20 protein-coding genes are annotated in these 22,471 nt (G+C 66.8%); 7 read left to right on the top strand and 13 right to left on the bottom strand.

What is annotated here, in order from left to right; genetic code table 11:
- The first annotated feature begins 44 nt into the window (after positions 1-44).
- Positions 45-1,046 (top strand): anti-sigma factor domain-containing protein, encoded by a 1,002-nt coding sequence (locus QX108_RS15510; protein WP_315787499.1) that lies wholly within the window; start codon positions 45-47, stop codon positions 1,044-1,046.
- A 131-nt stretch (positions 1,047-1,177) separates the two neighbouring features.
- On the opposite strand, the gene QX108_RS15505 is transcribed toward QX108_RS15510, so the two are convergent.
- Positions 1,178-1,378 carry a hypothetical protein gene (locus QX108_RS15505; RefSeq protein WP_315725082.1) on the bottom strand — a complete coding sequence of 67 codons (201 nt, stop codon included), beginning with the start codon at positions 1,376-1,378 and terminating at the stop codon, positions 1,178-1,180.
- 370 nt (positions 1,379-1,748) lie between these two features.
- Entirely contained in the window at positions 1,749-3,875 is a 2,127-nt protein-coding gene (gene flhA / locus QX108_RS15500) for a flagellar biosynthesis protein FlhA (protein WP_315725084.1), read from the bottom strand.
- Between the two features lie 1,165 nt (positions 3,876-5,040).
- Between flhA and QX108_RS15495 the strand changes: the two genes are divergently transcribed.
- Positions 5,041-5,487, top strand: coding sequence for a hypothetical protein (locus QX108_RS15495; RefSeq protein WP_315787495.1), 447 nt, complete (start codon positions 5,041-5,043; stop codon positions 5,485-5,487).
- A 211-nt stretch (positions 5,488-5,698) separates the two neighbouring features.
- Entirely contained in the window at positions 5,699-6,514 is an 816-nt protein-coding gene (locus tag QX108_RS15490; RefSeq protein ID WP_315787493.1) for an alpha/beta hydrolase, read from the top strand.
- Between the two features lie 81 nt (positions 6,515-6,595).
- Here the strand turns inward: QX108_RS15490 and QX108_RS15485 are convergent, their stop codons facing one another.
- On the bottom strand, positions 6,596-7,606 hold the full coding sequence (locus QX108_RS15485; protein ID WP_315787491.1) for an NAD(P)-dependent alcohol dehydrogenase: 1,011 nt from the start codon (positions 7,604-7,606) through the stop codon (positions 6,596-6,598).
- Positions 7,607-7,691: 85 nt separating this feature from the next.
- On the opposite strand from QX108_RS15485, the gene QX108_RS15480 reads away from it, so the two are divergent.
- Both QX108_RS15480 and maiA read left to right on the top strand, forming a co-directional pair.
- Positions 7,692-8,039 (top strand): MerR family transcriptional regulator, encoded by a 348-nt coding sequence (locus QX108_RS15480; RefSeq protein ID WP_172114587.1) that lies wholly within the window; start codon positions 7,692-7,694, stop codon positions 8,037-8,039.
- Positions 8,040-8,117: 78 nt separating this feature from the next.
- Entirely contained in the window at positions 8,118-8,789 is a 672-nt protein-coding gene (gene maiA, locus QX108_RS15475; protein WP_172134486.1) for a maleylacetoacetate isomerase, read from the top strand.
- A 9-nt stretch (positions 8,790-8,798) separates the two neighbouring features.
- On the opposite strand, the gene QX108_RS15470 is transcribed toward maiA, so the two are convergent.
- From QX108_RS15470 to QX108_RS15430, 9 genes are all read right to left on the bottom strand, one after another.
- On the bottom strand, positions 8,799-9,962 hold the full coding sequence (locus QX108_RS15470; RefSeq protein ID WP_315787488.1) for a TAXI family TRAP transporter solute-binding subunit: 1,164 nt from the start codon (positions 9,960-9,962) through the stop codon (positions 8,799-8,801).
- A gap of 287 nt (positions 9,963-10,249) precedes the next feature.
- Positions 10,250-12,478: a tetratricopeptide repeat protein gene (locus QX108_RS15465; protein ID WP_315787487.1), complete on the bottom strand. Its 2,229-nt coding sequence runs from the start codon at positions 12,476-12,478 to the stop codon at positions 10,250-10,252.
- Positions 12,479-13,468: 990 nt separating this feature from the next.
- The gene (locus tag QX108_RS15460) at positions 13,469-13,762 is read right to left on the bottom strand and encodes a DUF1330 domain-containing protein (protein ID WP_172114597.1); all 294 of its coding nucleotides are present in this window, start codon (positions 13,760-13,762) and stop codon (positions 13,469-13,471) included.
- 311 nt (positions 13,763-14,073) lie between these two features.
- A complete protein-coding gene (locus QX108_RS15455) occupies positions 14,074-14,373 on the bottom strand; it encodes a copper-binding protein (protein WP_315787664.1) in 300 nt (99 codons plus the stop codon).
- Between the two features lie 35 nt (positions 14,374-14,408).
- A complete protein-coding gene (locus tag QX108_RS15450) occupies positions 14,409-14,870 on the bottom strand; it encodes a cupredoxin family protein (RefSeq protein WP_315787663.1) in 462 nt (153 codons plus the stop codon).
- 127 nt (positions 14,871-14,997) lie between these two features.
- Positions 14,998-16,317: a copper oxidase gene (locus tag QX108_RS15445; protein ID WP_315787662.1), complete on the bottom strand. Its 1,320-nt coding sequence runs from the start codon at positions 16,315-16,317 to the stop codon at positions 14,998-15,000.
- A gap of 13 nt (positions 16,318-16,330) precedes the next feature.
- Complete coding sequence (locus QX108_RS15440; protein WP_315787661.1) at positions 16,331-17,752, bottom strand: TolC family protein; 1,422 nt, start codon at positions 17,750-17,752, stop codon at positions 16,331-16,333.
- Between the two features lie 9 nt (positions 17,753-17,761).
- A complete protein-coding gene (locus QX108_RS15435) occupies positions 17,762-18,043 on the bottom strand; it encodes a hypothetical protein (protein WP_315787660.1) in 282 nt (93 codons plus the stop codon).
- 73 nt (positions 18,044-18,116) lie between these two features.
- Positions 18,117-18,599 (bottom strand): hypothetical protein, encoded by a 483-nt coding sequence (locus QX108_RS15430; RefSeq protein WP_315787659.1) that lies wholly within the window; start codon positions 18,597-18,599, stop codon positions 18,117-18,119.
- Positions 18,600-19,141: 542 nt separating this feature from the next.
- Here QX108_RS15430 and QX108_RS15425 point away from each other — a divergent pair.
- Positions 19,142-20,380: an MFS transporter gene (locus tag QX108_RS15425; protein WP_315725113.1), complete on the top strand. Its 1,239-nt coding sequence runs from the start codon at positions 19,142-19,144 to the stop codon at positions 20,378-20,380.
- 307 nt (positions 20,381-20,687) lie between these two features.
- Complete coding sequence (locus QX108_RS15420) at positions 20,688-22,004, top strand: TAXI family TRAP transporter solute-binding subunit (RefSeq protein WP_315787656.1); 1,317 nt, start codon at positions 20,688-20,690, stop codon at positions 22,002-22,004.
- A 27-nt stretch (positions 22,005-22,031) separates the two neighbouring features.
- Here the strand turns inward: QX108_RS15420 and QX108_RS15415 are convergent, their stop codons facing one another.
- Positions 22,032-22,436: a DUF4864 domain-containing protein gene (locus tag QX108_RS15415; RefSeq protein ID WP_172114614.1), complete on the bottom strand. Its 405-nt coding sequence runs from the start codon at positions 22,434-22,436 to the stop codon at positions 22,032-22,034.
- Between the last annotated feature and the right edge of the window lie 35 nt (positions 22,437-22,471).

The following is a 22,471-nucleotide window of genomic DNA, read 5'->3' as shown; positions in this document are numbered from 1 at the left end:
GCGTAGCCAAGGGATTCTCGTGGGTGACGTGACCTGGACCTGTGATGGCGTATAGCGAAGACCATATCGCGCTGGCGGCGGAATATGCGCTGGGGACGCTCGACGCCGCCGAGCGCGCGCAGGTCGAGGCCATGATGGCGGTCGACACGGATTTCGCGGCGCTGGTCCGGGCGTGGGAGTTTCGTCTCGGGCCGCTCAACCAGATGGTCGGCCTCGTCGAGCCGCGCCCAGAGCTGTGGGAGCGGATCAAGGCGGAGATCGCAAGGTCGGGCGCGAGAGCCGAAGCGCCGCCGCCTGACTCTGGGACCGTCGTGGGGGCGCCGGACGTGGTAGTCCAGTCCGAACCACCCGCTCCGGAGGTTGCGCCCGTCGTAGCCGAAGCTCCGGCGCCTGAAGTCCGAACGGAGGCCTCCGAGCAGGACGTCCCGGCTGCGGCGCCGCCGGTGATCGAGCCGGTGCGTCGCGATCAGGCGACTAGCCAGGCCGCGAACGACAACGCCATCGTCGCTCGCCTCTCGTCGAAGGTTCGGCAGTTGCGCACCGTGGCCAATGTGATGACGGCGATCGCCGCCGTGCTGCTCGCGCTGATTGGGGTCCAGCTCTACCGGCCGGATCTGCTGCCGCCGCCGTTGCAGCCCAAGCCGCGGATCCAGACCGTCGAGGTCAAGGTGCCCGCCGCGCCGCAGCCGTCGGCTCAGTTCGTCGCCTTGTTGCAGAAGGACGCGGCCTCGCCGGCTTTCATCCTCACCATCGATGCCGGCAGCAAGAGCTACACCGTGCGCCGGGTCGGCGCCGCGCCCGAGCCGGGCAAGAGTTTCGAGCTGTGGCTCGTCTCCGACAAGCTGCAGCGCCCGCGCTCGCTCGGCGTGATCGGCGGCAGCGATTTCACCAGCCGTCCCGTTCTCTCGGCCTACGACGCCGACACGGTCAACCGCGCCACCTACGCCGTCACGGTCGAGCCGGAGGGCGGGTCGCCGACGGGGCAGGCGACGGGGCCGATCGTGTTTACCGGCAAGCTGATCGAGACGGTGCCGCCGACGCGCTGATCCAAACGGCAAAAAAGAAAACGCCCGTGGGGAGCGGGCGTTTTCGGTAGTCGACTTGGGGTTGGGTCTACTACATATCCACGCGGCCAGTTGGGGGGCTGTGAGAACCGCGTGAATTCCGGAAATTCCAATTAGCGAACCAGCGAAGCTCCCGAACTCGTCACCGCAACCGGCTTGCCGGCCTTGATGACCTTCGCCGTCTGCGTGTAGTTCGGCTCTGCGTTCAGACGTGCCGAGATCCCGAGGCCGGCCACTGCGATGCCAGCCACGAGCGCCACCACCACGATCTTGAGGTGGGTCGTCCGATCCGCGCTGTAAATCGAGTGGTTCATGGAACCCTCCTGCCGCCTTCCGTCCTTCGCTGATTCGTGTGAGCCGGGAGCGTTCCGGTTCATCGTCTCGCCTGTAAGAACGTAGGAAACCTCGATTCCGTTTCGTAGATGGCATCACAAGCGTGTGATAAGGCGTGATGCGTCGCGATCTCAGGTCGATAAAATTAACATTTTTCATTGAAAATCAGATGCTTAAATTGCTATTCGGTCCGCGGCGGAAAATCCAGCCACCTAACGCAAAATTAAGAAATCAGTTGCCTGTGGCGGTAAAGCACAGGTCTGCGTGCTCTGAAAAGCAGCAAAACCGGCGCGTGGCGCCGGCCTGCCTTGAAGAACTTCGGACTGACTCGCAGGTTCCGCACTCCTTTTCTCACACGCTCCCGACCGTCTTCAGTCGTGCCCGCGGATGGATCTCGGCCTGCGACAGCACCGTGGTCTGGGCGCGGAAACGTTCGACCAGCGAGCGCACGAACGGCCGGATCGCCGCCGAGGTCACAAGCACCGGCGACTCGCCCTCGCGTGCGGCGCGCTCGAAGGCATCGCGGGTGGCGGTCATGAACTCCGACAGCCGCGACGGCTGCATCGCCAGGCTGCGCTCCTCGCCCTGGCCGATCAGCGACTCGGCAAATGCCTGCTCCCACTTCGCCGACAGCGCGATCAGCGGCAGATAGCCCATCGGCGAGGTGTTCTGGGCGCAGATCTGGCGGGCGAGGCGGGCGCGGACGTGCTCGACGATGGTGGCCGGATTGCGCGAGAAGGCGAGCGCGTCGGCAATGCCTTCCAGGATGGTCGAGAGGTCGCGGATCGAGATCCGCTCCGACAACAGCAATTGCAGCACGCGCTGGATGCCGGAGATCGTGATCTGCGTCGGCACGATGTCCTTGACCAGCTCGCTCTGTTCCTTCGGCAGCTCCTTCAGGAGCTTCTGCACCTCGCCGTAGGAGAGCAGGTCGCTCATATTGGCCTTGAGCAGCTCGGTGAGGTGGGTCGACAGCACCGTTGCCGCGTCCACCACCGTGTAGCCCTTCAGCGTCGCCTCTTCCTTCAGCCCGGCGTCGACCCAGGTGGCGGGCAGGCCGAAGGTCGGCTCCGTCGTGTGGATGCCGGGCACCGCGACCTGGTTGCCGCCGGGATCCATGACCATGAACTGGCTCGGCCAGATCTTGCCGGAGCCCGCGTCGACCTCCTTGATCTTGATGATGTAGGTATTGGCCTCGAGCTGGACGTTGTCGAGGATGCGCACCGACGGCATCACGAAACCCATCTCGATCGCCAGCGAGCGCCTGAGCGCCTTGATCTGGTCCGTCAGCCGGTCGGTGCCGTCGGGCGCGTTGACCAGCGGCAGCAGCGCGTAGCCGAGCTCGATCTTGAGGTCGTCGATCTTGAGCGCGGCGGAGATCGGCTCCTCGGCGGCTGCCGCCGTCGCGGCTGCGGCCGGTGCTGCGGCGGCCGCGGCTTCCTCCGCCTTGATGACCTCCTTCTGCTTGCGGGCCTTGAGCGCGAGCGCAGCGGCACCGCCGCCGAGCGCCAGGAAGGGCAGGGTCGGGATGCCCGGCAGCAGTGCCAGCACCAGCATCACGGCGGCCGACAGGCCGAGCGCCTGCGGGTAGCCGGAGAACTGCTTCATCAGCGCCTTGTCGGCGGCCCCGGTGACGCCGGCCTTGGAGACCAGCAGGCCGGCGGCGGTCGAGACGATCAGCGCCGGAACCTGGGTGACGAGGCCGTCGCCGACCGTCAGCGTGGTGTAGGTGCGGGCGGCCTCGGCAAAACCCAGGCCCTGCTGGGCGACGCCGATGATGATGCCGCCGATGATGTTGATGAACACGACGAGCAGACCGGCGACGGCGTCACCGCGGACGAACTTCGAGGCACCGTCCATGGCGCCGAAGAAGCCGCTTTCGTCCTCGAGCTCCTTGCGCCTCACCTTGGCGACCTTCTCGTCGATCAGGCCGGCGGAGAGATCGGCGTCGATCGCCATCTGCTTGCCGGGCATCGAGTCCAGATGGAAGCGCGCCGCGACCTCGGCGATGCGGCCCGAACCCTTGGTGATGACGACGAAGTTCACCGTCACCAGGATCGCGAACACGATAATGCCGATGACGAAATTGCCGCCCATCACGAAATTGCCGAACGCCTCGATGACGTGTCCGGCCGCATCCGTGCCCTCGTGGCCGCGCGACAGGATCAGCCGGGTCGAGGCCAGGTTCAGCGACAGCCGCAGCATCGTCGAGATCAAGAGGATGGTCGGGAACGACGAGAATTCCAGCGGCGCCTGGATGAACAAGGCGGTCATCAGGATCAGGATCGACAGGGTGATCGAGATCGCCAGGAACAGGTCGAGCACCAGCGAGGGCAGCGGCAGGATCAGCACCACCAGGATGGTGAGGATGCCGAGCGCCAGCGCGATGTCGCCGCGCAGGACTGCTGTCTTGAGGTCCGCGAATGAGAACCCCCCGGCCGGAGATCCGCCCCCCTGACCCGCCGTGACGTCGACCATGGCTTTCGCCCCTTCCCGCGAGCCGCGCGTGCCGGCCCCAAACGACTGCGCGGCGGCCGCAGGGCCGCCGTTCCGAAACTGAGGTACCGCGCTGGCGTCCACGGAAGCTCTCCCCCGTCAACCGCACCCAATCACGACACGCATCGTCCCACTCGGCAATTTTTGCCCGGTGTATGGTTAGCGTTCGGTTAACGACGGTTAACGAAACGTTGCGGGGAAGCGAGATGTGCGCTCCTGCCGCACTGTTCGGATAAAAGCCGTCCGGGCCTCGCCCTTCGAGACGACCGCCTTCGGCGCTCTCCTCAGGGTGAGGGGCGGGGCTCCGTTGTACGGCTCGAAGCAAGTCGCCTGCTGCGCGCCCTCCGCCATGAGCCTGCCGCGCTTGGACGAATTGCAGCACCGGTCTCCGAACCAAATCCTCATGGTGAGGAGCCGCGTAGCGGCGTCTCGAACCATGAGGCCCGTGCCGCCGCTCCGCACCGGGACTGCACAAAGGCATCCGTCTCGCAGACATGCGCCATCGTCTCCCGCGGCGCATCGCGCCCGAGTCGTGCATCTGGTCCGCCCCCACACAGAGGAGGGCGCAGGGAAGGCCGGGCGCTGGCCGCGCCCGTGGCCCGCCTGCAGTAAAAAAGCAGGCGGCAGTCACCACAGGTCTGGCCGAAACACCCGGCCTTCCCTGCGCGACGGTTGGAACGGCTTATACGTGGTCTCCCTGGTGCGCCGGGCTCGTTGGCCACCATCACGAGCGCGATGCGCGAGCACCGCCACCTGCTTGATACCAGCGTTGGGGTATCAGGACCGCACGATTTCGCCGTGCGCAAAGAACCGTTCGTCCGCGCGGCGCGAAGCCACGCTGCGATTCCCTGCGCCCATCGCATCCCACCTCCCACGTCTCGTGACGGTCGCGACACGCCCCTCCGGCGGAAGCAGGACGGGCATGGTTATACACTGTTTCGGAAAAAAGAAAAGAAACATTTTCGGTGAATCGGAAGAAAGTCATCCCGAGCTGGCGCCGGTTATCCCAACCGAACTTGCCGCGGACGCATTTGCGCCTGCAAGAGTTGCTAGTCTCGGCACGAGACAACTATGCAGAAGGATCCACGCGTGAGACGAGGCGCCCACATGGCGATGGCGCTCAACGGCGAGTGAAAGGCGAGGGCAAGTGCAGCAGCCGCTCCTGTCAAAACGGATATTGATCGAAGGTCTGACCCCGGACGAAATACTTGCGCTCCCGGACGAGCACATCGCCGCCCTGATTGCCGTTGGTCCGGTCGTCTTCAGCGCAGGCTCCGCGGAGATCCTCGCACAAATCAGATTGCGCCCCGGCGCGCTGATCGTGGAGCTCGCGCAGATCGACGGGGGCGGAGAAGGTGTGCTGCCGGCGTTGTGGCGGCTGGCCGAACGATTTGCGCGAGAGCGTGATCTCGATGCCGTTGAGTGGGTCGTTCATGCGATCAACTGCGCGCACCCGAACCTCAAGCTGCGTGCCTTTCTGGAAAAGCGCGGCTTTGAAGCAGTCAATGTCGAAGGGATCGGGCTTGCGTACTATTTGCGACAGGGGATTGGTAGACCTCCTTCTGCTGCATCAAAGACTCGCGCCGCCCCGTAGTCTCGCGGACGTCATCGTTCGTGACATTTTGTAACAACGCCGCGTGCGGCCTTCTTTAAGCAACACGTGTTGCTATCGTCCCACCACGATGGAGCACTCGATGTTGCGTTCGACACTTGCGGTTTTGTTAGCTGCTTGCCTGTGGTTGCTGCAGCCCTTCCTCCTTTCACCTGCACTCGCAGGTCCCTTTCTGGAGCGCCTGCAGGCGCGGATGGCGGCGCGCGAGGCCGAGCGCCAAAGCGGGCCGGCCACCGAATATGCTTATGGCGCCGATCCGCTGCAGAAGCTCGACTTCTGGCAAGCGAGGGGAGGCACGGCCGCGCCGCTGGTCGTGTTCGTGCATGGCGGCGGATGGAAGCGGGGCGACAAGCGCAACGCGACCGGGGCGGCCAAGGTCGAGCACCTGCTCGCGCAGGGCTATGCCTTTGCCTCGATCGACTATCGGCTGGTGCCGGCCGCGACCGTCGAGCAGCAGGCGGCTGACGTCGCCGCTGCGCTGGCCTGGTTGCGCAGCAATGCCGGGCGTCTGGGGATCGATCCCGCGCGCATCGTGCTGATGGGGCACAGCGCCGGCGCGCATCTCGTGGCGCTGGTCGGGACTGATCCGCGCTATTTCACTGCAGCCGGGCTGTCGTTGCGGGACGTCAGCGGCATCATCGCGCTGGATGGCGCCTGCTACGACGTGGCGCGCCAGCTCGCCGACAGCGGCCGCTTCATGCTCGATACCTACATCCAGGCGTTCGGCTCCGATCCGGTGCGCCAGCGCGCGCTATCACCGACCTTGCAGGCCGCCAGGCCGAACGCGCCCGCGTTCCTGATCCTCCACGTCGACCGCGCCGACGGCAAGGCGCAGTCCGAGGCGCTCGGCGCGGCCCTGATGCAGGCGGGCACGCCGGCCGAGGTCCAGGGCGTCGGCGGCACCGGGCTGCGTGGCCACATGGAAATCAATCGCGAACTCGGCGATCCCAGCCATCCCGCCACCGGGATCGTCGACGCCTGGCTGCGCAGGAGGATCGGCACGAAGTGACATTTATCGCGCCGCCGCCGCGGCACGACGGGAGCGCTGCCCCCAGCTCGGCGCGGCGCTCCCATCGATCCGCCCATGGCCCTACAGCCTCACGACGATCTTGCCGACATGCGAGCCGGACCGGAGATGGGCGTATGCCTCGGGAGCGTCGTCAAAGTCGTAGACGCGATCGACGATCGGATGGATCGCGTATTCGCCCACGAATCGGTTCATGGCCGTGAAATGCTCGACCGAGCCCACCGTGACGCCGATGATGTCTGCGTTCTCCCATTGCAGGCGGGCGAGATCGGGCTTCGGGCCGAACCCCGTCAAGACGCCGATCTGAACGATCTTGCCGCTCGATGCGACCGAGCGCAGCGAGCGGTCGTAGGTGCCGGGTCCGCCGAGCTCGAGGACATGGCTGGCGCCTTCGCCGTCCGTCGCTTTCATCACCGCGACGTCCCAGTCGGGCGTGTCGCGGTAGTTGATCAGGATCGAGGCGCCGAGCGCCTGGGCGCGGGCGAGCTTCTCATCCGAGGACGAGATGACGATCGCGCGGGCGCCCAGTGCGGCCGCGAACTGAAGGCCGAACAGGGCGACGCCGCCGGTTCCCTGCACCAGCAGCGTGTCGCCTTTGCCCATTCCACCGCGCGTGATGAGGCCGTGCCAGGCCGTCACGCCGGCACAGGGCAGGGTCGCGGCTTCGATCGACGTCAGGTGCTCGGGCACGGCGACCAGCGCCGTCGCCGGCAGCACCACGTACTCCGCCAGCATGCCATCCATCGTGCTGCCGCCGAGGGACGACGGAACGTAGCTTGCCTTGAACGGCCCGGAGACCCAATCGCGAAAGAACGATGCGGCCACACGATCGCCTGGGCGCCATTGATCGACGTCGGAGCCTACCACATCGACGACTCCTGCACCGTCGGACAGCGGAATGCGGCCGTCGAATCCGCCTTGGCCCGCTCGGTCGAGGATCAGGAGGTCGCGGTAGTTGAGACTTGCCGCCTCGACCCGAATACGAACCTCGCCGCTGGCGGGTTCGGGTTTGACGCGGTCGGTGCGCACCAGGCGCTCCGCACCTGCGTGGCCATTCAAATGATAGGCTTTCATCGTTGCTCCCAGCACAAGGGGACTCCACTTGGGCGAGCACGATCTGTAAGGTCTGACAGCGCTGTCAGGGTCAAGAGGTTTTCAGATGAAGATCGGCGAGCTCTCCAGAAGGACGGGGGTCAGCGTCCGGATGCTGCGCTACTACGAGGGCGAAGGCTTGCTTGTGCCGCAACGAACGTCGTCCGGCTATCGCGACTACGGTCCGGCGGACGAGGAGGCCGTGCGCCGGATCAAGGTGCTTGGCTCCGCCGGGATGACGCTGGAGACGATCAAGCAGCTGCTCCCGTGCGTGCGGAACAACCGTCCGGATTTCCAACCTTGCGACAATCTGCGAAGAATACTGGCGCAGCAGGTCGGCCTCATCGATCAACGGATCGAGGCCCTCAGCCAGAGCCGGACCATTCTGGCGGGCTTCATATCGAGCGTGAACTGATCGCCGGCTATCGAATGGCGGACCGTGGGCGACCGGTCGATGGCGTCGCCCTTCGTTCGCCTGCCCAGGAGGACCCGCATGAAGCTCTATTCGTTCTGGCGGTCGCTGGCGAGCTTTCGGGTGAGGATCGCGCTCAACCTGAAAGGCATCGCCTATGAGCAGGTCGCCGTCGATGTCGACCGGCAGCAGCAGCGTGACGAGACCTATGCCGCGCTCAATCCGCAGATGGCGCTACCGGCGCTGGTGCTCGATGACGGGACGGTGCTGACGCAGTCGCTGGCGATCCTCGATTATCTCGACGAGGCCTGTACGGGCGCGGCGCTGCTCCCTGGCGATGCCAAGGGGCGCGCGCGGGTGAGGGCGCTGGCGGCGATGATCGCCTGCGATGCGCACCCGCTGACCACGCCGCGGGTGCAGCGCTATCTCACCGAGGTGCTGCATGTCGACGCCCCGGCGCGCACGGCCTGGCTCAGGCACTGGGCGACGGAGATGCTGGTCGCGGTCGAGGCCCAGCTCGCCGGCCATGCCGCGACCGGCCGGTTCTGCCACGGCGATGCGCCGACGACGGCCGACATCTGCCTCGCCGGCCACGTCGTCTTCGCGCTCAACCAGGGGATCGATCTCGCTGCGACCCCGACGGTACAGCGCGTCTTCGAAGCCGGGATGGCGCTGCCCGCCTTTGCCGCGGCCCATCCGCTGGCGCAGCCGGATGCGCCGGAGTCGCTGCGACGCAAGCCCGTCGTGACGTAGCTACGCCCGCTATCGCGGCGGCTGATCGCCCTCGCGCTTCATCCAGCCCTGGAACTGTTCGAACAGCGCCTTGGCTTCGGCGTCGCTGAGGCGGCGGCCGCCGGTCGTGGCTCTCGCACTCATCCACTGCTCGAACTGCTGCTTGGTCGCGCTGGCGTCGGTCTCGGGCGCGCGCGTGCTGGCCAGCAGCTCCTCCGCCGCGCGGAAGCGGGTCCAGCCGGGCAGCGAGGAGGCGAGGTTGATCTCGTTCCATTTCGGGTGGAACGGCGGCTGCTTGAACTGGTCGAAGCGCTTGAACAGATACTCCACGAAGCGCGAGACGCGGCGATAGCGCTCGGTCTCCGGCGACCAGTTGTAGACCGCCAGCACCTGCGGCACGCCGATCGTCTCGACCGTCTCGCCGGGCTTGAGCAGATTGGGGTAGTCCTGCGACGTCAGCTTGGTCGGCACATAATAGTCCTGCAGGCTGCGTGCGAACGGGACGGGGAGGAAGTGGAAGCCGGGTTCGGGCTTGAACTTGGCGAACAGGTCGGTCGGCTTGCCGGTGACGTGCACGACGCCGGCGATCTCGCCGGTGCGCATCTTCTCCAGCGCCACCGAATTGTTGATGAACACCTTCTCGGCGCCGATCTTGAGCCGGTCGAAGACGATGCCGCCGGTGAGGTTGGCGGCGCTGCCGACCGTGTTGAACGAGACCTTCTTGCCCTGGAGATCCTCGAGCGTCCTGATCTCGGGGCGGACGTAGACGTGCATCTCGTTGATGTAGAACGAGCAGATGTAGCGGATGCGGTTCTTGATGTTGGCGAGCGTGCCGTTGCGCACGAACTCGTCGAGCACGTCGGCAGATGTGATGGTGACGTCGACGCCGCGCAGATAGAGCAGGTCCTCGATATTGCCGAGCGCGCCGTAGGTGACCATCGGCAGCACGCGCAGGTTCGGCCGGTCGTCGAGCACCTTGGCCATCTCGGCGGCGAAGCGGATGTTGGTGCCTTCGAGCAGGCCGCCGGCGACGCCGACCGTCCACTCGTTGGATTCCTGCAGCTTGCCGCCTTCGCCGGCGGCGGCCGCCGTTGCCGATCTCGGCGCACGCGCGGTCTGGGCCTCGGCCGGCAGCAGTGATCCCAGCAGACTCAATCCTGTCGCAACGACGCAACTCAACAACGCGACCCGCATGCCCCAATTCCTCCGTGGCCGGCGGCCCAGCGATGGTGAGGCCGGCAATTTTTTTCGCGCGCATTATCGTCCTGCTCGACGAGCGCGGTCTACTACTCGCCGGTTGGTAGTAGCAGCGCCGCTGCGGAGACGGCGTGTCGCCACCAAAAAGCCATATCCTTGATTTCGCCCTACCCGTGGCGGCGTAGGCGGGATCGCGGCGTGGCCGTGTCGCGCACGGTCAAAATGGCACAGTGGGAACTGTTGCAGCCGCTGGTTGCAGGCGCCGTGGCCGCTGCCGTGATGGATCAGCGGCCCGTGCTCTCCTTCGCGCAATAGGCCTGCCAGAATTGCCGATAGCCGGCCTCGACGCAGCGCGTGTAGTTGGCGACGTCGCCGGCGGGCGAATGCGCGACCTTCTGCGGCAGCTCGGCGCGCAGCCTCGCCAGCAGCTCGGGTTGTGCCGCGAAGGTCTTGGCGATCCGGATATAGCCGTCATCGTCATCGGCGACCCAGTCGGCGAGCCCCGCCGCGGTCAGGATGCCCCCTGCCGCGCGCGAGGCCGCGCCGGCGCCGAGCTTGGCGACGACCGGAACGCCCATGTACAGCGATTCGAAGGTCGAGATGCCGCCGTTCTGCGGGAACGGATCGAGCGAGATGTCGATGCGCTCGTAGGAGCGCAGATGCTCGCTGCGCTCGCTGGCGCCGAGGCAGATCAGGCGCGCTTCCGGGACACCCTGCGTGACGAAGCGGCCGATCAGCCCGTCGCGCACCAGGGGATCGTTGAGCGCGAGATGCTTGATCACGAGCGTGGCGTCCGGCACCTCGCCGAGCAGCCGTGCCCACAGCGCGATCGCCTCGTCGGAGATCTTGTCGATGCGGTTGTAGACGCCGAAGCTGACATGGCCGTTCTGCAGCATCGGCAGCGGCGACGGCGCGATGTCGAGCAGCGGATCGATCGTGATCACCGACGGCAGATCGTGGACGTGCTCGGCAAACAGCGGCCGGACATTCTCGGGCACCGTCACCGGGTCGGCGAAGAAGTAGTCCATCGTGGCAAGGCCGGTGCCGGTGCCGCTGCCCCAGGCCGTGACCTGGATCGGCGCCGGCTTGCGCGCGAACACCGGCATCCGGGTGCCCGTGGTGTAGCCGGAGAGATCGACCAGGATGTCGACGCCGTCGGCCTGGATGCGGTCGGCCAGCTCGTCGTCGGAAAGGTTCGAGGCCTCGACCCAGACGTCGGCGATGGCCTGGAATTTCGCCGTGAAGTCGTCGTGACGCCGCGACGCCGAATAGCAGTTGACCTGCACCTGCGTCTTGTCGTGCCCGCGCAGCACAGGCAGGAAGGCGAAGGCGGCCGAGTGGGTGCGGAAATCGGCCGAGACGTAGCCGACGACGATGCGCCTGTTCGGATCGAGCGATCGCGGTGCGAGCTTGCGGCGCGGGAATTTGGAGCCGACCGCCATCCACCAATACTGCCGCGCCGCCTGCTGGACGGCGAAATCGGCGCCGGAGAGGAAGTCGAGGTAGAAGATCTTCTTGGTGATCGCCTCGTCGTAATCGGGCTGCACCGCCAGCGCCTGATCGAATTGCGCGATCGCGCCGGCGACGTCGCCGAGCCGGCCGCGGCAGGCGCCGAGCAGCGTCAGCGCGACCTGGGCCTTCGGATTGGTGTCGAGCACGCGCTTGCAGGCCGCCATGGCCTGGGCGACGTTGCCGTTGAGCATGCAGATCTGCGCCTTGCCCTGCCATCCGACCGGCAGATTCGGGTCGAGCGTGACGGCGCGATCGAAATCGGCCTCGGCCTCGGCCGTGCGCCCGGAGATCATGTAGAGCCGGCCGCGATGCGCCAGCAGCTCGGCATGGCCGGGGCGGGCGGCAAGCGCGGCATTGAAGGTCGCTTCGGCCAGCTCGAAATGGTGCAGCTCGAGATGCGCGAGGCCCTTGTTGACCATGGCCTCGAAATGCGTCGGGTTCAACGCCAGCGCGCGCTCGGCGCTGGCGGCGGCGGCGTCCCAGCGCCGCAGCATCAGCTCGGCAACGGCGCGGTTGCACCAGCAATCGACATCGTCCGGCTTCAGCTCGAGGGCGCGCGTGGCGGCGGCGATCGAAGCTTCGCCCTGGCGCAGCCGCAGCAGGGTGATCGCCTGGTTGCGCAGCGTGATCGGCGAATTCGGGCGCAGCGCCAGGGACCGCTCCAGCGCGGCGCGCGCCTCCTCGAACTGCTCGCAATTCAGCAGCGCCCAGCCGAGATTGGACTGCGCATCGGCCGAGTTCGGTTCGAGCGCGACGGCCTGCCGCAAGAAGACGACCGCCTCACCGAAGCGGGCCGACGACACCAGCGAGACGCCGAGCAGATGCATGGCTTCGAAACAGTCGGGCACCTCCTGCAGCAGCTTCGCGCAAAGCGCCTGCGCGTCGGTCTGGCGTCCGGCCTGGAACGCCCTGTACGCCGCCGTCAGCTGCGTCTCGACGAGCTTCTTCTGCTTCTTTTCCTGCCGGGCCTTCTGGAAGGCGCGCGAACCGACGGTGCTCAAAGGCTCATTCTCCGGGCGGACAAGAAAAGGCGAGGATGTCGAACGGCCGCAGCCGTGTCCGCGCAGGCGCCGCGGCCGGCGACCGTGCCGCTGCCATGCCCGGCAGCAGCAGAGCCCAGGGTGTGTCCTGTGGTTGTCCGGTCGCCGGCCACGCGCAACGCGACGCGGCAAAGCTTGCCCGCGGCATGGTTAGCAAATGGTTAACGGCGGCGGCCGGAGCGCCGCCGGGCTCTTGTCGTGACGGGGGGGGGGGCCGAGCGCGAATCTGCATCGATCGCCTTTCAGTGTCGACGGACGCGACTTGCCGTCCCGCGGCGCATGGCGCCCGGGCTGTGCATCAGGTCCGCCCTCGAATCAGGGGAGGGCGCAGGGAAGGCCGGGCGCTGGCCGCGCCCGTGGCCCGCCTGCGAAAAAAATGCAGGCGGCAGGTACCACAGGTCTGGCCGAACACGCCCGGCCTTCCCTGCGCAACGGTTGGAACGGCTTATACGTGGTCTCCCTGGTGCGCCGGGCTTGTTGGCCACCATGCGCGACGAGGCGCTTCAAGCACGCCGCCGCGGGACACCAGCGTCGGGGTGTCAGGACCGCACGATTTCGCCGTGCGCAACGAACCGTTCGTCCGCGCGGCACGAAGCCACGCTGCGAGTCGCTGCGCCCATCGCATCCCACCTCCCACGTCTCGTGACGGTCGCGACACGCCCCTCCGGCGGAAGCAGGACGGGGAGAGATATACATGATTTCGGAAAAAATGAAAAAGAAATCTGATTTGCCGAATCGTTGTTTTCCCCGCCAGCGCGTCTTCCGGCAGCGTCACGTTGACACGGACCGCTTTCGGCTGATCGACCGTTGCGGCATCGGTAACGCCGGAGCGGTTAATGCATCTGAGATCTTCGGTCGATGTGCAGGTTGCTCTCGCCCAGCCGGAGCTGGACCTCCGTTGCACGTGCCTTCACGTGGATCAAGCGCAGCGCGGAGTCCGGCTGATCGCGTTCACTCCGCGCACCCGTCGACCAGCACCAGCCGGCTTGTCGTGGCGCGGTGCCGGATTGCGAACAGGTCCTGGATGGTGGGATCGGCAAGGAAATCCGTCGCGTTCCGGCGCGAGGGGAATTCCAGGATCACCAGTCGCTCCGGCATCCAGTCGCCTTCCACCGGCGTGGGCACCGCGCCCTGAACGATGTAGCGGCCGCCATGCTTCGCGATGAAGGCGGGGATCCGTTCGATGTAGACCTTGAAGGATGCGAAATCGTGAACGGCGAGATCGAGGACCAGATAGGCTTTCATGACGTGCTCCGCGGGGAGCGCGGATCATACGATCAGAATCGAGGTTGAAAAGCGCGGAGTTCAGGGATGATTTCTGAGTGCTGTCGGCCTGTCATTCCGGGACATTCACGTGAGCGCGTGGGCCCGCGCGAATGAGCCCGGAAGCCATAACCACAGGCCGTCGTTGTCCGACAATGTACATGGGCTTGCATCTCGTGCCGTCACGAGCGGTCGTGGCTATGGATTCCGGGCTCGCGCTGTCGCGCGCCCCGGAATGACGACGCGGAGAGTCATGTGCCTGCACACATCGAGCGCATGCGTCCCGCGCCGTTCTACCTGCCTCTCTCGATCTTCGTCACGGTGTAGCCGGCGGAGTCCTCGACGGCCTCGAACTTCACCTTGTCGCCGGGCTTGAGGCCCTTGAGCAAGGCGGCGTCCTTGACGCGGTAGACCATGGTCATCGCCTCGTCCATGCCCAGGCTCTTGGCCGGGCCGTGGTGCAGGGTGATCTTGGCATTGGCCTCGTCGACCTTCTTGACGTCGCCGTTGATGGTGTCGGCGGCTAAGGCGGCGGGCAGTGTCAGTGCGGAGGTCAGGACGGTTGCGATGGCAAGGCGTGGCAGTCGGGTCATATTTTGGTCTCCTGATGTGAACGAGGATGTTTGCGTCACTTCACAGTGACGTGGCCGGTCATGCCGAACTCGCGGTGCGTGGGGATCAGGCAGGAATATTCGAACGTCCCCGGCTTGCTGAACCGCCACAGCAACTCGGCGGACTTGCCGGGCGCGAGACGCGCGCCGTTGGGCTCGTCGTGCTCCATGTGCGGGTGTTTCTTCATGACGGCGGCGTGCTTCAGGTTCTCCTTCTTGGTGGCGAGCAGGAATTCGTGGTCTTCCTTGCCGGTGTTGCGCAGCACGAAGCGGATCTGCTCGCCGCGCTTCACCTCGATGCGCGCCGGCGTGAATTCCATCTCGCTGAGCAGCACCTCGATGGTGCGCGACGGCTGCTTGGGATCGCCGGGCTCGCCGGCGGAGTAGCCGGTCGTTGCCGGCCGATCGTGGCTGCGCGCCGGCGCGGCAACGAGCAGCATGGCCGTAGCCGCCGCGACGCGTGAGATTGCGGTCTTCATGTCGAGCTCCTGATCATCTGTCTGTCATGCGTGATCGCGGCGTCATGTTCGTAGTTTGTAGGGCGGATTGGCGCAGCGTCATCCGCCATGTCGCTGCAATATGCTGTATTGGCGGACTACGCTGGCGCTAATCCGCCCTACTATTCTTGTGCTGCCGCACCGGCTCCGGCGCGCTCGCGACCTCGTAGGCGACGGTGCCTTGCGGGAACTGGTAGGGGCCGGGATCGCGATAGTCGTCGCGCGCAAGTCCTTCGCGCACCTTCAGCGTCGTGAACATGCCGCCCATCTCGATCGGGCCGAACTGGCCGGTGCCGGTCATCATCGGCAGCGTATTGTCCGGAGCCGGCATCTCCATGGTGCCCATCGCCATGCCGGTGTGGCCCATCACCATGCCGTCGGGCGCGAGCTTGCCGACGGCGGCGGCCAGCTCCTTGCGCGACACGCCGATCAGGTTGCGCATGTCGTGGCCCATCGCGTTCATCGTGTGGTGCGACTTGTGGCAGTGGAACGCCCAGTCGCCGGGATTGTCGGCGGTGAAGTCGAGCACGCGCACCGCGCCGACGGGCACGTCGGTGGTGGTCTCCGGGAATTGCGCGGCGTCAGGAAGCCAGCCGCCGTCGGTGCCGGTCACCTTGAACTTGTGGCCATGCAGATGGATCGGGTGATTGGTCATGGTGAGATTGCCGATGCGGATGCGCACCTTGTCGCCAAGCCGCACCGGCAGCGGATCGATGCCGGGGAACACGCGGGCGTTCCAGGTCCACATGTTGAAGTCGGTCATCTCGTTGACCTTGGGCAGATAGCCGCCGGGTTCGATGCGATAGGTCGACATCACGAACACGAAGTCACGGTCGACCGGCGGCGGCACCGACCCGCGCGGATGCACGACGATCATGCCCATCATGCCCATCGCCATCTGCACCATCTCGTCGGCATGCGGGTGATACATGAAGGTGCCGGCATGCTTCATCTCGAACTCGTAGACGAAGGTCTTGCCGGGCTTGATGTGCGGCTGCGTCAGGCCGCCGACGCCGTCCATGCCGCAGGGCAGGATCACGCCGTGCCAGTGCACGGTGGTGTATTCCGGCAGCCTGTTGGTGACGAAGATCCGGAGCTTGTCGCCCTCGACCGCCTCGATGGTCGGGCCCGGCGACTGGCCGTTATAGCCCCACAGATGCGTGGTCATGCCCGGCGCGAATTCGCGCGTGACCGGCTCCGCGACGAGATGGAATTCCTTCCAGTCGCCATTCATGCGGAACGGCAGCGACCAGCCGTTGAGCGTCACCACCGGCTGATAGTCAGGCCCCGCTGTGGGATGCCGCGGCGGCTGCATCACCGCCTTGTCCATGGTCGGCGCTTCTGGGATCGCGGCGGCCTGAGCGCGACCGGACACGGCAGAGGCGCCGGCCAGCGCCGCGGATCCGAGCAATGTTCGGCGTGACAACATCTGGGCTCTCCTGTCAGTGATCACCGGGCGCCAGCGCGCTCGCGGTCTGTTGTGCGGTGCTCTCGGCCGCTGCCCCGCTCCCGCCCCCGCCGTTGACGGCGGCCGACAGCTCGGCCTCGGCGAGGTAGAAGTCTCTGACCGCATCGATCGCGGCGCGCCGCGAGGCCAGGCGCTGCCGCGCCTCGAGCAGCAGCGCGAAGATGTCGACCTGCATGCTGGAATAGCGCAGCTGCATCTCCTCGCTGATGATCCGACGCAGCGGCAGCACCTCGCGGGCATACTGGCCGGCGATGTCATAGGCGGCGCGATAGCTGCGATAGGCGTCGCGCGCCTCGGAACGCACCGTGACGGCGCGCTCGGTGAGGCGGTTGAAGGCGATGTTGTAGGTCTCCGCCGCCTGCCGCACCCGCACCTCGCCGCCGTCGAAGATCGGGATCTGGAATTGCACGTCGTAGCCGCGCTCGCGAATGACGCGGCCATCCGCCTCGCCGGTCTTGCGCTCGAGGCCGGCGAGGTCGAGCAGCGTCACGAAGCGGGTCGCTTCGCTGAGCTGCAGCGAGGTCGCGAGCGCCGTGAGCTCGAGCCGCGCGATCTGCAGGTCGATCCGATGCGCCACCGCGTCGCGCTCGACGAACGGCTCGGTCAGCGGCCGGCGCGGCAGCGCGGGCAGCTTGCTGGGCAGGCGGAAGTCGAGGTCGTCGCCCCACAGGCCCATCAGCCGGATCAACCGTTCGCGCGCGCTTCCTGCGGCGCGGCGGGCGGTCGCAAGCTCGGCCGTGGTCTCGGCGTAGAACACCTGCTCGCGCGCCTGGTCGAGCCGGTTCAGCGCGCCGGTCTCGCCGAGTTTCGCGGCCAGCTTTGCGGTGGCTTCCGCGGCGGATTGCGCCTCGACGAGCAGCGCCACCAGCTCGTTGGCGGCGACGACGCGCACGTGAGCGCGGCGGACCTCGGCGGCGAGCCGCAGCGTCGCCAGTGCCGCCTTGAGCTGCGCCTGATGGAAGCGCTCGCGCGCGATCTCCGAGCGCAGCGGCAGGGTCGCGAGCGCCAGGATATCGCCGGCGACCTGGCGCTCGGCCTCGAACGCACCGTCGCCGCTGATGCGCATCAACGAGAACGTCGGGTTGGGCGGCAGGCTGGCCTCGATCGTATCGGCCTCGCTGAGCGCCAGCTGATGGAAGGCGGCCTGAAGGCCCTTGTTGTTGAACAGCGCGACCTGCACGGCGGCATCGGCCGACAGCGGCCGCGCCAGCAGTTTTCGCGTGGCGTCGCGCATCCGTGCGGCGTCGTCGCCGGTTCTGATTGAGGCGACCTCCTTGGCCGTGGTGCGCCCGGTGATGTCGGCGACGACGCTCATGCCGCCGTCGGGCGAGAACGAGGCGCAGCCGGCGAGCGCCGTCGCGGCCACCAGTGCCGCAAGTCTTCTGATCCCCTGCATCGCGCGCTCCTAGCGGCTCGGTTCGGAGCGCGGGGCGCTGGACCGGCCCCAACCCGTGGGGGCGGCGGGCCGCAGCGAGGTGTAGGGCGCGATCACGGCCGAGGTCCGCACCGGCGCCACGCGCGCTGAGGGATCGGCGGGGTCGGCCCCCGACAGCGCCACCGTGCGCGGCTGGCAGGCGGCGAGCGCCGTCGCGGCGACCAGTGTCGCGGCGATCGAGAGACATGAGAATGGCAGGCTGCGCCGCGCCGGACGTGCGGCTGCGGGCGTCGCCTTGAGGTGCGACAACATGATGTGTCCTTTGGTCTGTCGATGACAAGCAAACGGCCGCGCGCGCGAGGCGCGACGAGCCGGCGTCGTTCGCTCAGGCCAGGACGATAGGGGGGCGGTACAGCAGCGGGGGCGTGCGCCCGGGCAGCCCGGCTTCGCCGCTGGCCTCGCTGGCGGTGGCGACCGGCGCCGGCAGCGCGACCGCCGGCAAGGCGGCGGTGAGGCCGACCGCGCACATCATGGCGCAGCACGGGCCGGGCAGCTTGTCGTGGTCGTGGTGCGCCGGGAACGGGGCCGGGTCAGGCTGCGTCTGCAGGCTGGCAGCCGCGACCTGGTCATCATGGTGATGATGCGGATGTGCCGCATCTCTCTGCGGCATCATCGCGCCGTCGCTGCTCTCATGCGGCGCAGTGTGATGGTGCGAGACCGCGACGGCAACGAAGGCTTCGTCGAGACAGGGCGCCGCGCCATGGGCGAAGGCCAGCGTGACGCCCGGGCTGAGCACGCAAACGAGGTAAGCGAGCACGAGCAACCGCCCCGCCACCATCAGCATGTTCCGTGTCAGGCCCAACGACATCTGCGCGCAAATCGCTCCGTTCGGGGTGCATTGTACCGCAGGCGGCGCCGGGCGGCAAAGGGGGCAGGACACCTGATCCACTCTCCACGCTGCTGGCGCCGCTTTGGCTACAATTCGCGCCACTCGCCCTTTTTGGGACGCTGGCGCCGAGCGCTCGGTGTACCTCGCCCCGCCAGGGCGAAGCGCAGCTTCGCTAAGGCGGGGAGAGGTCGGATTGCATCGTCAGATGCAATCCGGGTGAGGGGGGCTCTCCGCGCGGTCGGTGCCCGCGTGTGTGCCCCACTCACACTTCCCGTGTGGCTGCCCCTTCACCCCAACCCTCTCCCCGTAAGAACGGGGAGAGGGAGCGCACCGCGCGTGACGCGCTAGCTTGCCCACATTCAAGACGATTGCTCCCTCATCACCTCGTGCGGAACGGCAGTTCGCAAATGCGCGCACACGCGCACGCCTTAAGGCCCGCTTTGTTGCGCTGCTTCTGCATGGGCCGTGCCGCAGCAATGTGGCTTGACCCCGCGGCATGCGGCGACGAAGTTGCGGCCATCGTGCACGGACCCCAGACAAGATTCGAGGAAGCGCCTCACTTCACACCGGACTCGCGCCAGGCCTGGGCGCGGCTGGCGCTTGCGCTCGTCATCGGTTCCATCGGCGGCGCTGGGATGTGGACCGTCGTCGTCGTGCTGCCGACCGTACAGGCCGAATATGCCGCCAGCCGCGGCGCGGTCTCGCTGGCCTATACGCTGACGATGTTCGGCTTCGGTCTTGGCGGCGTCATCGTCGGCCGCATCACCGACCGCTTCGGCATCGTCACCGCGATGGCGCTGAGCATCGCCACCACCACGGCGGCCTACCTGCTTGCCGGCGCCTCGGTGACCTTGTGGCAGTTCCAGGCGGTGTATTTCCTGATCGGGCTCGGCTCCTCCGTCACCTTCGCGCCGCTGATGGCCGAGGCCTCGCACTGGTTCGAGCGCTATCGCGGGCTGGCCGTCACCATCGTCGCCTCCGGCAATTACGTCGCCGGCACGGTGTGGCCGCCCCTGGTGAACTACGGCGTGCAGCAGATCGGCTGGCGCGCCACCCATGTCGCGCTCGGCATCTTCTGTGCGGTGACGATGTCAGCGCTGCTGCTGGTGCTGCGCGCGCGGATGGGCGGCGCCGGCGCGCATGACCACAGCCAGGCGCCGCCGCCGCAGTTGAGCCTGCCGATCTCCACCAATGCGCTGACCGTGCTGCTCAGCATCGCCGCGATCGCCTGCTGTGTCGCGATGGCGATGCCGCAGGTGCACATCGTCGCCTATTGCGGCGATCTCGGCTATGGCGTCGCCGTCGGCGCGCAGATGCTGTCCTTGATGATGGCGCTCGGCATCGTCAGCCGGATCGGCTCGGGCTTCCTCGCCGACCGCGTCGGCGGCATGCGCACGCTGCTGATCGGCTCGCTGGCTCAGGGCTTTGCGCTGCTGTTCTATCTGTTCTTCGACGGCCTCACGTCGCTCTATTTGATCTCCGGCATGTTCGGCCTGTTCCAGGGCGGCATCGTGCCGAGCTACGCCATCATCGTGCGCGAGGCGATGCCGGCGCGCGAGGCCGCGACCCGGGTCGGCATCGTCATCTTCGCCTCGGTGTTCGGCATGTCGTTCGGCGGCTGGGTGTCGGGCGTGATCTTCGACGCCACCGGCTCCTATGCGGCAGCCTTCGCCAATGGCATTGCCTGGAATGCCCTCAACCTCGCAATCGTGGTGACGCTGCTGATCCTGGCACGAAGGCAACACCGGCTGGCAGCCTGATCCGACCGGCGTTGCGCCGTGGCCACAGTTGGACCTGCATCGCCGGGTTATATGCACCTCGTCATACAAAATCCCGCCGGGCGCCGCAAATCCATCGAATCCGATCACGCAACTATGATCTCGATCGAAGCCGATCGGGACCATTTGGCCCGCGTGCTTCGCATCGCGAAGTGAATTTGTCGCGAGGTCTCAGCCGAGGCCGCGGTCGCCCGTCGCATGCCCGGAGCTAGGCAGCGTCGAGGTGAAAGCTCCGGACCGGTCGAGATCGCTGCGGCGGCATCGCGATGGTGCAGGAGGCCGTTGCGCTATGTCCATCGTTTCACGTGCTGCTTCGCTCCCATTGCTCGCTGCGCTCGCAGTCGGACTGATGATGGGCCATGCCTCGGGGCAGGCGTGGCCCCAGCTGCAATCCCAGCCACAGCCGCCACCACAGCGGCCGGCCGCGACGCGCTCGGTCATCGTGCCGGTCTCGCCGGCTCCCGCCCGGCCCAACGCCGCGGCCCCGGCGCCGCCCCGTCCCGCCGGACTGCCGGCGTCGCTGTCGCCGGCTCCCGGCAGCGGGCCCGATGTGTGGCGTCTGCCCAACCCGACCGATGTCAATGACGGCACCGTCACCATCATCACCGCACCGGCCGGCGGCGCGACCTCGGTGTTCGGCTCGGACATGGCGCGCGTGCTGGACGACCACACCAATGTCCGCGTGCTGCCCGTGCTCGGCAAGGGGCCGGTGCGCAATGTCTCCGACATCCTGTTCCTGAAGAGCATCGACATGGGCGCGGTCGCTGCCGACGTGCCCGAATTCTACCGCCTGCAATACGGCATCCCGGACATCACCTCGCAGCTGCGCTACATCGCGCGGCTGTATCACAACGAGATCCACGTCATCGCGCGTTCGTCCATCCGCTCGATCTTCGATCTCAACGGCAAGCGCATCATCGCGCCGACCGATGTGGGATTCTATTCCGCGCGCGTGATCTTCAACCGGCTCGGCATGACGGCTTCGTTCGACTACGCGACCGACGATGCGAAATCGATCCAGAAGCTGATCGACGGCGAGGCCGATGCCTACATCGTCTCGACCGGCAAGGTCTTCCAACTCGCCCGCAACATCCGGAACGAGAACCGCGCGCTGCACCTGGTGACGATTCCCTATGACCGCCGGCTGCAGGATCTCTATCTGCCGACGACGCTGGCGTCGGAGGAATATCCGAACCTGCTCAATCCCGGCGAGACGATCGAGACGGTGGCGATCGGCATGCTTCTCGTCAGCTACAACTGGCCCGAGAATACCGAGCGCTACCGCAAGGTGGCGCGCTTCGTCGAGGCGTTCTTCGCCAACTTCGACGAGTTCATGAAGCCGCCGCGCCATCCGAAATGGCGGGAGTCGAGCATCGTCGCCACGATCCCCGGCTGGAAGCGCTTCAAGGCCGCCGACGACTGGCTGGTCGCGCGCAACATGACGCCGCGGCCGCAGGTCGCCGACGTCCAGCAGCAGCAGTTCGAAACCTTCGTGCGCCAGAGCGGCGGACAATTGTCGAGCGACCCGGCCGAGCGTAGCGCATTGTTCCGGCAATTCCTGCAATGGCGCCAGCAGCATGGCGGCCCACCGACGCCGACGCGTTGAAGGCACCCATCGCATTCAGATCCGCAGTCAGACCGATTGGCCGGTCTTCAGCAGTGAGCAGCCGGTGATCTTCAGGCTGCCGTCGGGCTGGGTCTGCAAGGTGTAGAGCGCTTCCCAGGCCTCGCCATTGGCATCGACGATGTGGACGCGCTGCGCGATGGTGCCATCCTCCGCTTGCGATGCTCCGAATTCGAAGCTGCGGTGCCGGTAGACCGGCGCATAGCCCTCGCGCACCATCGCCATGAAGATCTCGATGCTGGGGAAGAGCGCCTGGATCTCGGGGGCGGCCTGCGCATAGGCCGTGGCCCCGTCGTCGCGGGCCAACGCCTGCTCCTGCGCACGAATGACGCTCTGGGCGGCGGTGACGTCGTTGCCGGCGAAGGCGGGCGTCCCCAGCAGGCAGAGACAGACAAGCCAGGCTGAAACGCGCATCGCTCTTGCTCCGTGACGGCGGTCGTGAGAGGCAG

Origin of the sequence: Bradyrhizobium sp. SZCCHNR1002 (assembly GCF_032381435.1) — a bacterium.
Lineage (GTDB): Bacteria > Pseudomonadota > Alphaproteobacteria > Rhizobiales > Xanthobacteraceae > Bradyrhizobium > Bradyrhizobium aeschynomenes.
This window is presented reverse-complemented; position numbering and strand designations above follow the sequence as displayed.

Bases quoted from the DNA above. Each gene is read 5' to 3' on its own strand.
- QX108_RS15510 (WP_315787499.1), top strand. From the start codon at position 45: ATGGCGTATAGCGAAGACCATATCGCGCTGGCGGCGGAATATGCGCTG.
- QX108_RS15505 (WP_315725082.1), bottom strand. From the start codon at position 1,378: ATGAACCACTCGATTTACAGCGCGGATCGGACGACCCACCTCAAGATC.
- flhA (WP_315725084.1), bottom strand. From the start codon at position 3,875: ATGGTCGACGTCACGGCGGGTCAGGGGGGCGGATCTCCGGCCGGGGGG.
- QX108_RS15490 (WP_315787493.1), top strand. From the start codon at position 5,699: ATGGCGGCGCGCGAGGCCGAGCGCCAAAGCGGGCCGGCCACCGAATAT.
- QX108_RS15485 (WP_315787491.1), bottom strand. From the start codon at position 7,606: ATGAAAGCCTATCATTTGAATGGCCACGCAGGTGCGGAGCGCCTGGTG.
- QX108_RS15480 (WP_172114587.1), top strand. From the start codon at position 7,692: ATGAAGATCGGCGAGCTCTCCAGAAGGACGGGGGTCAGCGTCCGGATG.
- maiA (WP_172134486.1), top strand. From the start codon at position 8,118: ATGAAGCTCTATTCGTTCTGGCGGTCGCTGGCGAGCTTTCGGGTGAGG.
- QX108_RS15470 (WP_315787488.1), bottom strand. From the start codon at position 9,962: ATGCGGGTCGCGTTGTTGAGTTGCGTCGTTGCGACAGGATTGAGTCTG.
- QX108_RS15460 (WP_172114597.1), bottom strand. From the start codon at position 13,762: ATGAAAGCCTATCTGGTCCTCGATCTCGCCGTTCACGATTTCGCATCC.
- QX108_RS15455 (WP_315787664.1), bottom strand. From the start codon at position 14,373: ATGACCCGACTGCCACGCCTTGCCATCGCAACCGTCCTGACCTCCGCA.
- QX108_RS15450 (WP_315787663.1), bottom strand. From the start codon at position 14,870: ATGAAGACCGCAATCTCACGCGTCGCGGCGGCTACGGCCATGCTGCTC.
- QX108_RS15445 (WP_315787662.1), bottom strand. From the start codon at position 16,317: ATGTTGTCACGCCGAACATTGCTCGGATCCGCGGCGCTGGCCGGCGCC.
- QX108_RS15440 (WP_315787661.1), bottom strand. From the start codon at position 17,752: ATGCAGGGGATCAGAAGACTTGCGGCACTGGTGGCCGCGACGGCGCTC.
- QX108_RS15435 (WP_315787660.1), bottom strand. From the start codon at position 18,043: ATGTTGTCGCACCTCAAGGCGACGCCCGCAGCCGCACGTCCGGCGCGG.
- QX108_RS15430 (WP_315787659.1), bottom strand. From the start codon at position 18,599: ATGTCGTTGGGCCTGACACGGAACATGCTGATGGTGGCGGGGCGGTTG.
- QX108_RS15420 (WP_315787656.1), top strand. From the start codon at position 20,688: ATGTCCATCGTTTCACGTGCTGCTTCGCTCCCATTGCTCGCTGCGCTC.
- QX108_RS15415 (WP_172114614.1), bottom strand. From the start codon at position 22,436: ATGCGCGTTTCAGCCTGGCTTGTCTGTCTCTGCCTGCTGGGGACGCCC.